This is a genomic window from Cypionkella sp. PAMC25878 (assembly GCF_058135695.1).
The window spans coordinates 2,180,809-2,194,366 of the sequence record NZ_CM176871.1 but is presented as its reverse complement, the minus strand read 5'-3'; the positions used below and the strand labels follow the sequence as shown (position 1 = coordinate 2,194,366).

Genomic DNA, 13,558 nt, shown 5'->3' with positions numbered 1-13,558 from the left:
CAGGCCGTTATGGCATACAAGCGGGCGGCACAGATGAAATCATTCGCGGCTAAGCCACCCAGTTCGTGGCTGGTGAAGGTAGCCCCGCCCGAAACCCACATCCAGGTGATGCCCCATCTTCTCGCCCAGCCAAGCCGCGAGATTGGCCATCTCCGCCGCTTTGGCAAAACCCTTGAAAGTAAAACGGCGCAAAAGTCGGCTGCCGTCCAGCTGCCAGTCGGGATGTAGGCCCAGCATCATTGCCGCTGGATCAGGCAGCGTTGCACCTGCGCCTTGACAGGGCGCGCATTTGCGCTGCGTCAGATCGCACAGGGTCATTCAAACCGCCTTCGGTGGATATTTGGGCGCATGCAGCCCCAGCGCGCGCGCCGTGGCCACATCTGCCAGCAGGTCACGCTGGGCTGCCGCGAACAGATCGTCCAGATCCTCGATCACGAAATAGACCGGTTGCAGAATGTCGATCCGGTAGGGTGTGCGCAGAATGTCGATCACATCGAACGGCCGCAATTCTGGCTGGCCCGAGGTCGCCCATTGCAACTCGGCGATGGAGGAAGCCAAGCCCGAGCCCAACCCCTTCAGCACCCCGTTTTCCCGCGTCAGACCGAACTCGATGGTGAACCAATAGAGCCGGATCAGCCACGCATAATCGGCCTTCTCCGCCCGCATCCCCGCCTGCCCGATGGCATGGCTGAAACCGGCAAAGCGCGGATCGGTCAACAGCGGTGCATGGCCGAATATCTCATGGAAAATGTCGGGTTCTTCGATGTAATCGAAATGCTCACGCCGCCGGATGAACGAGGCCGCCGGAAAACAGCGATCCGCCAGAAGCGCGAAAAACCGCCAGAAGACGATCAGGGCTGGCACCGGTTCAACCCGCCAGCCGGTGGTCGCACGCAGAGCTTCTGTGACCTCGGCGCATTGCGCGACGCGGTCGGTCGGCAAGCGCAACTGTGCCAGACCGTTAAGGTAGGGGCTGGCCATCCGCTGCTGCACCGACGGCATCTGCCGCGCCATCAGATCGTGCCAGACGCTGTCTTCGGCGGCGTCATAGGCAATGTGCCCGCTACTATCCGGCAGTTTTGCCGCGTAATCGGTGGATTTTGGCATGGCTTCCCCCCTAAGTGTTCAGTCCGGCATCTGGTGGATCGGGTTTAGGATGAATCGATCTGGCTCTGATGTCCAGATTTTGCAGATGTATGCGTAGGGCGCGAGGCCGTTCAGCGTCTTGTGCCTTCGGGCGAAGTTGTAGGCGGCCAGGAAGTCGGCAAGGTGCGTGCGCAGCTGATCGTAGCTGTCGTAGTGGAAGCGCTTTACTGTCGCGTCCTTGATCGTGCGGTTCGGTTGGCTGACAGGTGTTTGCCGTCAAACGCCGAGAAGCATTCGCTCGACTTGGCCGTTCGTCCATGGGTGGTTGGGTTTCGTCAATCGGGGCTTGATGCCGTTGGCCTCGCAGATCATGTCGAAGCGCATTGGCCGGGAGTAGATCGTGTTCCGGTTCCGGGGTTGCTCGGCGAACGGGATGCCCCTCGCCATTGGGCTTGAACCCGTGGCGCTTCCAATGGCTCGATCGGGGAGAATGGTCTGAACCTGATAGGGCACGGCCTCGAGCATGTGTTGCCGGAACTCCCAGGCGGTGCGTCTGTCAGCCGTTGCAACGCGTTGCGCGACGGCGAACTTGGCTGTCCGGTCGATGCCGACGAAGAACGAGAGCTTGCCTTCAGCGGTCTGCATCTCAGCGATGTCCCCTCTCGTGGTTTGCAGGCAAACCACTGCCGGGCAGCGGATGTGGAAGAACCCGCCTCTCGGCGATGCAAGCATCGCCTGTCGGCCAATGGATCGGGTAGCGCTTGAGCTTCTGGCGTTTGGGCTTCTCGCCCTCGACGTCGGGCAGGCGGGAGATGCCATGTCGCTGCAGACACCGGTGCCGCGCCGAACGGGTCAGGTGCGGGATCGGCGGTTGCAATGCATAGAGGCAGTCATCCAACGGCAGCAGCGTATGGCGCCGAAACGCGACGACCATCGCCTCTTCGGCCTCTGTCAGAACGGTGGACCGCGGCTCCGACGGCCCGGTCTTCATATCCTCGACCGTCGCGCGCTTGCGCCACTTCGCCACCGTCTTGGGGTTGATGCCCAGCTCGCGCCTCAACTGCGCGAGCGAAGCTTGTGATCGCTGTATTGCGGCTCTGACGGCGTGCGCCTCTCGGCGAATGCATGCATTCACCTGCCGGGCAACGGGATCGTGGTGCTTCCGTGACGAACCTGTCCCATGTTGCTTCCTTCCATGCCTGAGAAAGGATCGCACCATCAAACCGTGGAATCAAACAGCGGATATCCGCATGATCAGGCGGGCGGGCGCACCGCACGGCCTTGGGGTCGACACCAACTAGGTCGCAGACCCGACGCTGCGAGATTTTGTGGTCCCGCAGCGCCTTGATCGCCGCTTCGCGCCGCTGGGCAGGTGTCGTCAGCGCTTTCCCAGCAGGTCTTGCAGCACGACAACGTCCAGCATCGTGTCCGCCACAAGCCGCTTGAGCTTTGCGTTCTCGTCCTCGAGCTGCTTAAGGCGTCGGCCATCAGACACGTCCATCCCGCCATATTTGGCCTTCAGCTTGTAAAAACTCGCGGGGCTGATGCCGCGCTTGCGGCAGACCTCTGCCACAGTCAGCCCGGCTTCCTGCTCTTTGATCATCCCAATAATCTGGTCTCGGTGAAACGGCTCTTTCGCATTCGTCTGCTCCTTCAGGGTTGGCCAGACTCTACATTAAAATGAGGGCGTTTCCGGGGGGCAGGTCAAACGCCATTCTGCACTGTGCAGGCGACGGCCTATCATCGACCGTTGCCTGCCCTGACCGGTGCCAGTTTCTCGCCAGTCACCCGCCCCCATCTGGAGGCAGACAGCCAGCTTGAGGCGCAGGATCTTTTGCAAGCCCAGCAGATCAGGGCAGACCGCGGCGCGCCTTTGGCCGCTGGACTTGGCGATTGGGACGCCTTGGTTTTGCCAATGCTTCCCGTCCGGGTACCCCGGATGATGGGTGTCTGGCAGTCCTTCGATGGACGGCGCGTGTGCACCCATGCAAGCCGCAAAGCTGGTGACGTCACAAGGGGCAGATGCCGTTCTTTCAACGATAGTGGGCCGCAATAGTGTCGCTTTCAATGATGCCTATGCCGAGGTGACCGAGGCCGCTATCCGCGCCCCGATCGCTTCATTGACCGCAACCGAATCTGAACTTGCCCAAATGCGACCCGAGGCGCGGCTTGGCCATTTGGCTGTTGCCCCTCTATTTCGGAACGCTTGCGCACCCCTGCCAACGTGGCTTTTGTTGTCAAGTTTCGCCGCAAGCATGGCTCCGGCGGGCCGGGGGTTTACAGCGAAGTCGCCTATTCTCTGCTGCATTTCTATCCCAACGCCCTTGAACTGGCTGCATCGGAAGATACCGGCGCCATCCTCGGAGCTCTGTCCGGTGCCGCGTTCAAAGCGCCGGGCGGAGATGTGTATATTGACACCGAGACCAATCATTTCTCAATTCGACCGCTGATCGGCAAAGCCAATGGGCCGGGCAATGTGACATTATCTGGCAATCACCGACCGTGATTCGCGCCGACCCCTCTTTGAATACCTATGATCGTTCGGTCAGCGCAATGATGACCTTATGAGTGACCTCCCTCCCAACGCGCAAAACTCTCTGCTGCGTCGCCTGCACCGGGTCCGCATTCTTGTCATCCATCCTGATGACGAGGACCGCAAAATGCTGGTCGACCAGCTTCGATGCATTGGCTGCCAGACCCATAGCCAGTGGCCGTCGCCGCCCCAGCTTTCCGACCCCTATGATGTCGCGATCGTTCTTCTCAGCGGTTCCGGGCAGGCCGAACCGGCGACATGGATGACCGAAGGCGGCGATGCGGCAGGGGTTGCGATCATCGCCTATGAAACCCCAGATATTTTAGAGGAAATCGAACGCCAACACGTCCACGGTGTTCTGTCCAAGCCGCTGCGGATTTTTGGAGTCCTTGCCGCGATCACGACTACCTTGGGTATGGCCGGGCATGAAAGCCGACTGAAACAACGGATCAAATCTCTCGACGAGACCTTGCGCGCCCGACCGCGGATCGAGCAAGCCGTTGCCATTCTGTCTTGCGAACGAAATATCTCGGAACAGGAATCCTATGCGCGAATCCAGGAGAATCCCCTGAAATCGAAGACGTCAGTGACTGAGATTGCCGATGCAATCATTGCACCCAGCGACATTTGACAGCTAAGGCCCTATATTTCGCGGTCATAAGTGTCTGTTGCCCGGCACTTCACAGGGGTCATGCAACGGCTTGGTTCGACCGCGCCTCAACTCAACTATCTTTCCCTTTCCGCCGAATTTCTCGGCCAACGGGCATCATCAAGCCAAGTCCGCCAGGTTATTCTAGCAGTTTCATGTCAGACTGCCTGCACCGCATCTGCAGCGAGGCTTTGCGCTGCGGGCTGAGTGTGGCGCATCAATCGGCGCTCGACCAATCGGATCGCGCCGATCAAAGCAAGATTCAGGATCAAGTAGAGCACCCCCGCGATGGCAAAAACCTCGAAAATCGCAAACGTCTGACTCATCAGGCGCTTGGCGTAGCCGGTGATTTCCAGAACCGTGATGGTCGAGGCAAGGCTGGTGCCCTTGACCATCAACACCAGCTCATTGCCATAGGCGGGCAAGGCCTGACGGATCGCCAGCGGAAACTCGATACGGCGAAACCGCACCATGCGTGACATGCCGCAGGCCTTGGCCGCTTCGACCAGACCGACGGGCACCGCAACAAGTCCACCGCGCAGGATTTCCGACGTATAGGCTGCGGTGTTCAGCGCAAGCGCCAGTACCGCGCAACGCGAACCCTCGCTGACAATCCACCACAGGACGGGCGTGTCGTGGACGAACTTGATCTGTCCAAGCCCGTAGTAGATCAGGAATATTTGCACCAAAAGCGGGGTGCCCCGAAACGCGGTACTGTAGCCACGCGCAAACCCTGACACCCAAGGGTTTTCTGATCCGCGCATAAGGGCAAGACCGAGGCCAAGATTAAATCCGATGGCGACGGAAATGGCTGTCAACGTCAGGGTCATCCAAAGACCCTTGAGCAGCACCGGAACGGCCAGCTGAATAAGTTCCATCGCTCAGCTCGCTTTCCGAGATGACAAAACGGCTTCGACCTTGTTGAAGCCGACTTGGCTGATCAGGGTGATCATCAAGTAAACTCCGGCCGCAATGGCGTAAAAGATCAGCGGATTGCGCGTTGATCCCGCGCCGATGAAGGCGGTGCGCATCAATTCCTGCAGGCCGACGACGGAAACCAGCGCCGTGTCCTTGATCGTGGTTTGCCAGACGTTGTTGATCCCCGGAAAGGCGATGCGCAGCATCTGAGGGGCGATGATGCGCGCGAAAATGCGGCGGCTTGGCAGGCCCAGCGCGACGGCGGCCTCGATATGGCCCTTTGGAATTGCCGCCAGTGCCCCGCGTATAACCTCGGTCGAATAGGCACCCGAAATGGCGCTGATCGCGGCCACGGTGATAAAGAACGCATAGCCTGCGTCGGCAAGTTCTGCGAAGCCGAAGGCCGTCGCGATCTTGGTGACGAATTCAACCGAGCCGAAAAACAGCAGGTAGATGATCAACAGCTCTGGCACGCCGCGGATGACCGAGGTGTAGAGATCAACCAGTTGCGACAGCCCGAAAACCGCGCGCCACTTGATCAGGCCGCAGATCGTGCCGATGATCAGCCCGAAGATCATGCTGGCCACACCGACGGCGATGGTGACAGCGGCACCGCGCAGGATTGCTCCGACCCAGCCGCCCTCCCATACCTGCACTAAGCCAAATTCCATTGCTTTACCCTGCTCTCTGAAGCACGCGCCCAACTTTGGGCCGGGCGCGGCCTGTTCCTGAAATCCCGGCCCGCGTTATTGGCAGGGGCGCGAGATATCCATTTTGAACCATTTCTCACTGGAGGCCTTGATCGAACCATCCGCGATCAACTCGCAAAGGGCGGTGTCGATCTTGGCTTTCAGTTCGGTGTCATCCTGACGGATGCCGACACCGATGCCCTCTCCCAAGGTCGGGTCATAGGTGCTGGTGATGTTGACCGGGACGAACTGGAAGTCCGCACCCTCGGGCTTGTCAAGGAAGCTTTGCAGCGCAGAGGCATCCGCAAAGCCTGCATCGACGCGACCATTGGCAAGGTCGATCTGCATTTCATCCAAGGTGCCGTAGGATTTCAGCGTCGCGGTCGGGGCCAGCTTTTCCATGAAATGGGCGTGCGTGGTGCCCGCTTGCACGCCAACCGAGTGACCGTCAAGTGCTGCCAACAGCGCCGGGATCTCTGTGATGCCCGCAAGGTCGGAATCTTTGGCGACGACAACCTTGTTGGCCAGTTCAGCATAACCGGTCGAGAAGTTGATTTCCTTCTTGCGGTCGGCGGTGATCGACATGCCCGAGATGATGATGTCGAATTGTTTGGCCTGCAGCGCCGGGATCAGGCCGTCAAAGGCCTGAACCACAAACACACATTCCATGGCCAGCTTGGTGCACAGCATGTTGCCCACGTCAGCGTCAAAGCCGGTGACCGCGCCGTTGGCGTCGGCCATGCTCCACGGCGGATAGGCGCCTTCGGTGCCGATCTTCAGCTGGCCTTCGGCCTGTGCGCCCGTCGCTGCCCCTGCGAGCAAAGCGATGAGCGAAAGAACTTTCAATTTCATGTCCGTCTCCTTGTTGAATTTGGTTTCTTTTTGGTCTTCACCGCACCGATTTCACCCTGTTCTGGCTAACTCGATCACAGTGTCAGTCTCAGAACGTCCGGGCCAGAAACTGGCGCAAACGCTCGGAACGCGGTTGGCCGAACAGATCGGCCGGGGGGCCTTCTTCTTCGACACGGCCTTGATGCAGAAACAACACCTTGTGGCTGACTTCACGGGCGAACTGCATCTCATGCGTCACAAGGATCATGGTGTTGCCTTCTTCGGCGAGCTGGCGGATCACGCGCAGCACCTCGCCAACCAATTCAGGGTCCAGCGCCGAGGTCGGCTCGTCAAACAGCATAACTTTCGGGCGCATCGCCAGCGTGCGCGCGATGGCGGCGCGTTGTTGCTGGCCGCCGGAAAGTTGGCTGGGATAATGCGCGTGCTTTTCGGAAAGCCCAACCTTTTTCAGCAGGCCATGCGCATGCTCCACCGCGTCGGCGCGCGCCTCTTTCAGGACATGGATCGGTGCCTCGATGATGTTTTCCAACACCGTCATATGCGGCCAAAGGTTGAAATTCTGAAACACCATCCCGACACGGGCGCGGATATGTTCGATCTGGCGCGGATCGGCGGCTGTCTTGCCGCCTTTGGCATGGGCCTTCATCCGCACCAACTCACCGTCAATCACCACCCGACCAGAGTTTGGTTGCTCCAGCAGGTTGATGCAGCGCAGCATGGTGCTTTTGCCCGACCCGGAGGAGCCGATCATGGACACCACCTCGCCCGGATAGGCGGTCAGGTTTACGCCCTTTAAGACCTCCAACGCACCAAAGGATTTATGCAGATCAACCACTTCGACCGCAGGGATGCCCTTGGGGACAACCGCCACAGGAATCGTTCGCACGGCCGCAGCACCCGGTTTTGCTTCGACCGTTTTCAGCACGGCCAAGGCCCTGTCAAAATGGCGCAGGCTGGTGACAAGGCATATCTGCTGCCAGCTGTCGTCTTGCGGAATGAAGCCGTGCAGCAAGTCTGTCTTGATGCGCTGGCCGCGCTCGGACTCGGGCTTGCCGTAAAGGTGAAGCCAGTTGTCATCGACAACACGGCGCTGCATCTCGGCACTGCTCAGCGTGCCACATTCCATCACCAAGGGCAGCACCCGCGCTTGCGGCATGGCCTTGCGCACGAAATCCGAGACATAGCCAGTGGCCGTGGCCGCGATACCTGTCTGGGTCGTAGCGCTTGCACCGGTGATGACTGGCACCATCGCGGGGCCGAAAATCTGCCCGCCCCAAGGCAGTCCGGGATGATCGACCGGGCTGACCGACAATAACGCGGGGTAGCTATATGGCCCTGCTCCGGTGTGCAGATCAAACACAATGACCTGCCCGGCTTTCTGACCAAACTCGGCCAATACGGCGGCCAGTACGCGGTTCGACCAGACTGGGGCATCGCCACCATAGAACAGCCCGTCTGCAAAGGCGTATTGCCCGGCCTCGATGATCGAAGACACCGCGGTCTGACCCTTGGTTCTGGTCAATGCGGCCAAAGCCTCATCCGCCATGATCCGTTCTGGCCCATCCCATGCCGCCACGACCAAGGCGGGATGCAGATCGGCATAGCCCGGATTTTCCGGTGGCTTTATGGTCCAATCAATGAAGTTCCGGTTCAGATCGACATTGTCTTCATTCACCCGGCGCGACCAAGCTGTGCCCCAGGGGTTGATCAGATGGATCATCAGAACGGCGGTATCTTCGGGTAGCGCCCAATGCGCCTTTTGCCCCAGCCACGCCGCTTGGCAGGCAGAGCCATAAGCCCCTTCCACCCCATGCGTGCCGGAAATCAGCACCATAAGCTTGGGAGCATCCGCATGCCCGATCAGGGCTACATCCGTGGCAATCGTTTTGCCATCAGGCCCATGCAGCGGATGGACGTGTTCCGAAAGGGCCGCACCCGCTGCACGGGCGGCCGTCAGAAACCGCTGACGCATCGTGGCATAGTCCAACGCGAACGGCAGGCTGGTGTCGGTGGATTGCGTCAGATCGCGCGGTTGCATCATTGGGATTTCTCGCGGGCTAAGGGCTGGAGCGGCAGAACTTTGCCGGGATTCATGATCAGGTCTGGGTCTAGGGCCTGCTTGACCCGCATCATCGTGCAAAGCTTCGCTGGGTCAGTGGTGGCAACCAAGGCGGATATGCGTTTGGCCCCTACCCCGTGTTCGGCAGAAAACGATCCGCCAAGGTCGCGCAAGATGTCGTAAAGCACATGCTCCACAGCACTGGATACGGCGGCCTCCAGCGGACCTGCGCGGTTCAGCACAATATGCAGATTGCCGTCGGCCAGATGCCCAAAGACATAGGGTGTGATGCCACCGTCAATCTGGGCCAGACCGCTGTTTACAAGGTCAACATAGGCCGCGATTTCGGACAGCGGCACCGAGACATCATAAGACGGGGCTGCCGCATGAGCGCGGTACAGCTGATCGGTATCCTCGCGCAGCCGCCACAAATCGGCCTCTTGCCGTTTGGACGCGGCGATGATGCCGGTGGAGGTTGGGTAGCGATCGAGGATCGCGCCAAAGATCTGCTCGATACCCTCGTTCAGATTAGTTTGATCGCCGCCGCCCAGCATCACCAAAAGACAGATCGGCTGATCCAGTGGAAAGCTTGGTTCCGACCAACCCTGTGCCCGCGCGGTCAGTTGAATATAGGACTGCCACAGCCCTTCAGCCGCCCGCAAATGCCCTGCATCACAGCGCAGCGCGAGGCTGATCGCCTCCAGTGCCGCAGCCACCGATGGCAGGCCCAGCATCACCGTGGCGGTGGACTGCGGCTGCTGCTCCAGCTTGATCACCACCCGGGTGACGATGCCAAGCGTGCCTTCCGCGCCGATAAAGAGGTGCTTCAGATCATAACCTGCGGTGTTCTTCACCACGCGTGTCATGTCGGAATAGATCGTGCCATCGGGCAAAACCGCCTCCAGCCCCAGCACGCGATGCCGCATCACCCCGTAGCGATGCGCCATGATGCCACCCGCATTGGTCGACACCATGCCGCCAATCGTAGCCGTTCCGCGCGCGGCAAGGTCAATGCCGGGTTCCAGCCCATGCGTCAGCGCTGCAGTCTGCAACGCTTCCAGCGCCACGCCCGCCTGTACGACGGCCACACGCTCGTCTGGATATACCGCTTCAATCAACGCCATCCGGGTCAGTGACAGCACGATTTGACCGGGATGTGACTGGCAACCGCCCACCAAACCGGTATGGCCGCCTTGCGCAACAATGCTGACCCCATGCGAACGGGCGATGGCCACGACGGCGGCGACCTCGGCGGTTGATCCCGGCAGGACAAACAACGTAGCACCGTGGTCTGGTGCCGCTTCATCACGCACATGGGCAGCGCCAACAGCCGCGCTCAACGCTTGTTGCAACGCTGAGCGGTCTGGGGTTGCTGCCAGCTCCGTCATCATCAGGCCACCTGCTTGCGAAGCGAGGCAATCAGGCGTTCATTGTCCGCAGGCTTGCCAATCGTGGCGCGCAGCCATGTCGTATAACCCGCTTCGCGCCATGGCTTTACGATGATGCCGTCCTGCAACAGGGCTGCAGCCATTTCGGTGCTGTCGCGCCCGGTGTCAAAGAACAGAAAGTTGGTCTGCGACGGGGCGGCATGAAGCCCCAATGCGGCCAAGTCAGCGGCCACGCGGTCTCGCTCCGTCACGATGCGCGCGACCGAGGCCTTCATCCACGCCTCATCCTCCAGCGCTGCCACGGCGGCGAGCTGCGCCGCCCCATTCACGTTGAACGGGGTCTTAGCCGACGCGATCACCCGCGCAATTTCGGGGTCTGAACAGACGGCATAGCCGACGCGCAGCCCGGCCAAACCGTAAGCTTTGGAAAAGGTCCGCAACACGACGTAGGCGATGCCACTGTTGCGTAGCACCTCAATACCATCAGGCAGGCTTGCATCAGCATATTCGAAATAGGCCTCGTCCAGCACAAACAACGTGCCGGGCCGCACGGTGGCGATCAGGCGCTGCAAGGCCGACTTGTTCAGCGCAGGCCCAACCGGGTTCCAAGGCGAAGACAAGAACACCACGCGCGGGCCGACGGCTATTGCGGCCTCAAGCGCTGGCAAATCAAAACCCGCCGTCGCGGTCATCGGCACTTTCAGGACAGAGGCGCCTGCCGCCAAGGGTTCGATCTCGTGCAGCCCAAAGCTTGGCACCACGGTCACCACCTGCGTGCCAGCGACCAGCACGCCACGCGAAATTGCGGCGATCATTTCCTCTGAGCCATTGCCCACCACGATCACGTTTGCATCGACCCCAAGCCGCGCCGCCAAAGCTTCACGCAGCGCGGTGCAGGCCGGATCAGCGTAGCGCCAAGGCTCAAAACCACCGCTGGCCAAAGCCGCCAAAACAGCGGGCGCGCAGCCATCGGGGTTTTCGTTGCTGGCAAGCCGCGCCAAATCGTCATGCCCACTCAGCGCCCGGGCACGTGCCAGCGACATCCCCGCGTTATAGGGCCGCAGGGCGGCCACATACGGATTGACCCGCAACGCCGCAGAGGCCGCGCCGGAGTTTGCTTTGGTTTCGAGCGAAGCGGTCATCACAGATCCAATACAATGGCGGTTTTCGGACGCGCGCAGCACAACAGCAATTCGCCAGCCGCTACATCTTCGAGAGGGTCTTCGAAATAGCTCACCTCGCCGGAGATGATCCGCGATGTGCAAGTGCCGCAGATGCCCGCACGGCAGCTGAAATCCGGCTGAATGCCTTGATCTTCGGCAAAGGATAAAAGCGATTGGGCGGCAGCGTTCCATGCGGCAACTATGCCAGACTTGCGGAACTCGACGGTGATCGCCCCGGCGGCGGGTGCCGTAGTAGTAGCGACTTTCTCGGTGATCGGCTTCGGTTTGGCCTCGGCGTCAAGCAGCGTGGCAGGGCCGAAGAACTCATAGGCGATCCGGTCCTTGGCGACACCAAGACCGCGCAGGGTTTGATACATCGCCTGCATGAACGGCGGCGGGCCGCAAAGGTAGACGTCATACTCGTCCAGACACAGCAGGTTTTGCATCGCGCCGCGGCTGATGAACCCTTCGCTATGGAAGTGGCCCGCAGACCGATCCCTGGCACTTGGCGCACGATAGCAATAATGCGCCGACAGGCCGGGGCGTTGCCCGATCAGCGCATTGACCTCATCGCGAAGGCCATGCACCTCGCCGTTTTCGCAGGCGTGTAGAAACAAGGCGCGACGGGCCGAACGACGCGCCAGCGCATGCAGCATCGCCACCATCGGCGTCAGCCCGACCCCGCCACTGAGCAGAACAACCGGACGCTCGCTCACCTCATCCAGCACAAATGCACCGCGCGGGCCGTCGACGCCCAACACATCGCCAACACCGATGCAGTCATGCAGGTAATTTGAACTTAAGCCGACCGGCAAGCCCGGCCCCGCCGACGGCTCGCGCTTGACCGAGATGCGGTAGTGGCTCAGATCATCCGGCGCGCCGGACAGGCTATAGTTGCGCAGCACAGTGCCTTTGCCATCGCCCGAGGGGATCTTGAACACCAGAAACTGACCGGGACGGAAAGCAGGCAACGCCGATCCATCCGCCGCTTCCAGATGAAACGACGTGATCAGGCTGCTTTCAACGATTTTCGCAACCACTTTCAGGTCGCGGAAGCCACTTTTGCCTTGCGCAGACTGGTCGATACCGGGCGTCATTCAGCCGCGACTTTCTCGGCCAACTCTGCCTCAATCAGTTTGGCCAGATTGCGACGAAAGCGCATCGGGCCCAGGTCGATCTTCAGATCAAGGTTTGGCGTGCGTTTATGGGCCAATCCTTGGTGAACCGCTGTCAGCACAGCCCGATCTTCATCGAAGGCACCGCGCACGGATTTGGCGAACTGCGCCGAAATCTCGGCATCATCCGGTGCAAAATTGCGCATTTGAAACCAGTAGTATTTGGTCTGGTTTTCATCGACCGGGGTCATGAAATTATAGCTGTCCATCAGGAAGGTATCAGGGTGCAACGGCTTGCCCTCGCCGCCCGTGCCGGAAGGGCAGAAGATCGCCTTGATGATCGCCGCCGCCGGATAGCGCACCTCATAGTGCTGCTTGCGGTCGCATTTGCCTTTGAACACCAAATAGGGCGCGTAGAACGGCGCAGGCTCCACATCCAGCATCCAACGCCAAACCGTCACGCCATCATTGCCGACAGTGGTTTCCAGCGGAGCCTCTTCAGCGGCGGCATTGCCAAAGGACGATTGGTGAACCCAAGCCACATGTGACGGATCAAGCAGGTTGTCGGTCATCAGCAGATAATTGCAATCCAGCACCATCGACTCGCCGCGATTGAGGCCCCAAGCGGGGTCGCCCCAATGATCCACATCGAAAATCAACGCCGGGTCGGCTTTGTCGACGTCCCCCATCCAAACCCAGAGCAGGCCATAGCGTTCCGCGATCGGATAAGACTGAACCCGCGCCACATGCGGGATTTTTTCCACCCCCGGAACCCGCGTGCAGGTGCCCGTGCAATCAAACGTCAGGCCGTGATAGCCACATTCAACCGTGTCGCCTTTAATCCGACCCATCGACAGCGGCAGTTTGCGGTGCGGGCAGGCATCTTCAAGCGCCGCGACAACGCCGTCCGTCTTGCGGTATAAAACGATGGCTTCACCCAGCACTTTTACCGGGACAAGGCCGTCGCCTACCTCATGATCCCATGCTGCGACATACCAGCTGTTGCGTAGATACATGATGTGCTCCCGAACTTATGTGTAGACATATTGCTAGCCTGCATCTACCGATTCAAAAAGCACTTGCTTCTGCGTTCTATTGTAGAAAAA

Annotated in this window: 12 protein-coding genes and 4 pseudogenes; 3 read left to right on the top strand and 13 right to left on the bottom strand. The window is 60.1% G+C overall.

Going from position 1 to position 13,558, the window contains the following annotated elements; translation table 11 throughout:
• Positions 1-39: 39 nt before the first annotated feature.
• The 4 genes and pseudogenes from ACS5RD_RS10635 to ACS5RD_RS10620 form a co-directional block, all read right to left on the bottom strand.
• On the bottom strand, positions 40-318 hold the full coding sequence (locus ACS5RD_RS10635; RefSeq protein WP_489931155.1) for a 4a-hydroxytetrahydrobiopterin dehydratase: 279 nt from the start codon (positions 316-318) through the stop codon (positions 40-42).
• Positions 319-1,107: a phenylalanine 4-monooxygenase gene (phhA, locus tag ACS5RD_RS10630; protein ID WP_489931154.1), complete on the bottom strand. Its 789-nt coding sequence runs from the start codon at positions 1,105-1,107 to the stop codon at positions 319-321. It lies immediately after the preceding gene.
• A gap of 18 nt (positions 1,108-1,125) precedes the next feature.
• Positions 1,126-2,268 (bottom strand): annotated as a pseudogene (locus tag ACS5RD_RS10625) (integrase core domain-containing protein).
• Between the two features lie 56 nt (positions 2,269-2,324).
• Positions 2,325-2,727, bottom strand: a pseudogene (locus ACS5RD_RS10620) (transposase); the annotation flags it as partial.
• A gap of 323 nt (positions 2,728-3,050) precedes the next feature.
• Between ACS5RD_RS10620 and ACS5RD_RS10615 the strand changes: the two are divergent.
• The 3 genes and pseudogenes from ACS5RD_RS10615 to ACS5RD_RS10605 form a co-directional block, all read left to right on the top strand.
• A pseudogene (locus ACS5RD_RS10615) lies at positions 3,051-3,275 on the top strand (transporter substrate-binding protein); the annotation flags it as partial.
• 17 nt (positions 3,276-3,292) lie between these two features.
• Entirely contained in the window at positions 3,293-3,592 is a 300-nt protein-coding gene (locus ACS5RD_RS10610) for a transporter substrate-binding protein (RefSeq protein ID WP_489931153.1), read from the top strand.
• A 58-nt stretch (positions 3,593-3,650) separates the two neighbouring features.
• Positions 3,651-4,250, top strand: coding sequence for an ANTAR domain-containing response regulator (locus tag ACS5RD_RS10605; protein ID WP_489931152.1), 600 nt, complete (start codon positions 3,651-3,653; stop codon positions 4,248-4,250).
• Between the two features lie 176 nt (positions 4,251-4,426).
• Here ACS5RD_RS10605 and ACS5RD_RS10600 read toward each other — a convergent pair whose 3' ends face one another.
• From ACS5RD_RS10600 to ACS5RD_RS10560, 9 genes and pseudogenes are all read right to left on the bottom strand, one after another.
• Entirely contained in the window at positions 4,427-5,146 is a 720-nt protein-coding gene (locus ACS5RD_RS10600; protein WP_489931151.1) for an ABC transporter permease, read from the bottom strand.
• Positions 5,147-5,149: 3 nt separating this feature from the next.
• Entirely contained in the window at positions 5,150-5,857 is a 708-nt protein-coding gene (locus tag ACS5RD_RS10595) for an ABC transporter permease (RefSeq protein ID WP_489931150.1), read from the bottom strand.
• A gap of 75 nt (positions 5,858-5,932) precedes the next feature.
• On the bottom strand, positions 5,933-6,727 hold the full coding sequence (locus tag ACS5RD_RS10590) for a transporter substrate-binding domain-containing protein (protein ID WP_054008873.1): 795 nt from the start codon (positions 6,725-6,727) through the stop codon (positions 5,933-5,935).
• An 88-nt stretch (positions 6,728-6,815) separates the two neighbouring features.
• Positions 6,816-7,604 carry an ABC transporter ATP-binding protein gene (locus tag ACS5RD_RS10585; RefSeq protein ID WP_489931363.1) on the bottom strand — a complete coding sequence of 263 codons (789 nt, stop codon included), beginning with the start codon at positions 7,602-7,604 and terminating at the stop codon, positions 6,816-6,818.
• A gap of 99 nt (positions 7,605-7,703) precedes the next feature.
• A pseudogene (locus tag ACS5RD_RS10580) lies at positions 7,704-8,765 on the bottom strand (DUF2817 domain-containing protein); the annotation flags it as partial.
• On the bottom strand, positions 8,765-10,177 hold the full coding sequence (locus ACS5RD_RS10575) for an FAD-binding oxidoreductase (protein ID WP_489931149.1): 1,413 nt from the start codon (positions 10,175-10,177) through the stop codon (positions 8,765-8,767). The pseudogene ACS5RD_RS10580 and the gene ACS5RD_RS10575, both read right to left, overlap by 1 nt.
• Positions 10,177-11,316, bottom strand: coding sequence for a histidinol-phosphate transaminase (gene hisC / locus ACS5RD_RS10570; RefSeq protein WP_489931148.1), 1,140 nt, complete (start codon positions 11,314-11,316; stop codon positions 10,177-10,179). Before hisC ends, ACS5RD_RS10575 begins: the two co-directional genes overlap by 1 nt.
• Entirely contained in the window at positions 11,316-12,434 is a 1,119-nt protein-coding gene (locus ACS5RD_RS10565) for a 2Fe-2S iron-sulfur cluster-binding protein (RefSeq protein WP_489931147.1), read from the bottom strand. The genes hisC and ACS5RD_RS10565 overlap by 1 nt, the downstream gene beginning before the upstream one ends.
• Positions 12,431-13,468: an aromatic ring-hydroxylating dioxygenase subunit alpha gene (locus ACS5RD_RS10560; protein WP_489931146.1), complete on the bottom strand. Its 1,038-nt coding sequence runs from the start codon at positions 13,466-13,468 to the stop codon at positions 12,431-12,433. The genes ACS5RD_RS10565 and ACS5RD_RS10560 overlap by 4 nt, the downstream gene beginning before the upstream one ends.
• Positions 13,469-13,558: the final 90 nt, after the last annotated feature.

Coding starts and splice junctions, on each gene's coding strand:
- ACS5RD_RS10605 (WP_489931152.1), top strand. CDS start 3,651: ATGAGTGACCTCCCTCCCAACGCGCAAAACTCTCTGCTGCGTCGCCTG.
- hisC (WP_489931148.1), bottom strand. CDS start 11,316: ATGACCGCTTCGCTCGAAACCAAAGCAAACTCCGGCGCGGCCTCTGCG.
- ACS5RD_RS10590 (WP_054008873.1), bottom strand. CDS start 6,727: ATGAAATTGAAAGTTCTTTCGCTCATCGCTTTGCTCGCAGGGGCAGCG.
- ACS5RD_RS10560 (WP_489931146.1), bottom strand. CDS start 13,468: ATGTATCTACGCAACAGCTGGTATGTCGCAGCATGGGATCATGAGGTA.
- phhA (WP_489931154.1), bottom strand. CDS start 1,107: ATGCCAAAATCCACCGATTACGCGGCAAAACTGCCGGATAGTAGCGGG.
- ACS5RD_RS10595 (WP_489931150.1), bottom strand. CDS start 5,857: ATGGAATTTGGCTTAGTGCAGGTATGGGAGGGCGGCTGGGTCGGAGCA.
- ACS5RD_RS10575 (WP_489931149.1), bottom strand. CDS start 10,177: ATGATGACGGAGCTGGCAGCAACCCCAGACCGCTCAGCGTTGCAACAA.
- ACS5RD_RS10600 (WP_489931151.1), bottom strand. CDS start 5,146: ATGGAACTTATTCAGCTGGCCGTTCCGGTGCTGCTCAAGGGTCTTTGG.
- ACS5RD_RS10635 (WP_489931155.1), bottom strand. CDS start 318: ATGACCCTGTGCGATCTGACGCAGCGCAAATGCGCGCCCTGTCAAGGC.
- ACS5RD_RS10565 (WP_489931147.1), bottom strand. CDS start 12,434: ATGACGCCCGGTATCGACCAGTCTGCGCAAGGCAAAAGTGGCTTCCGC.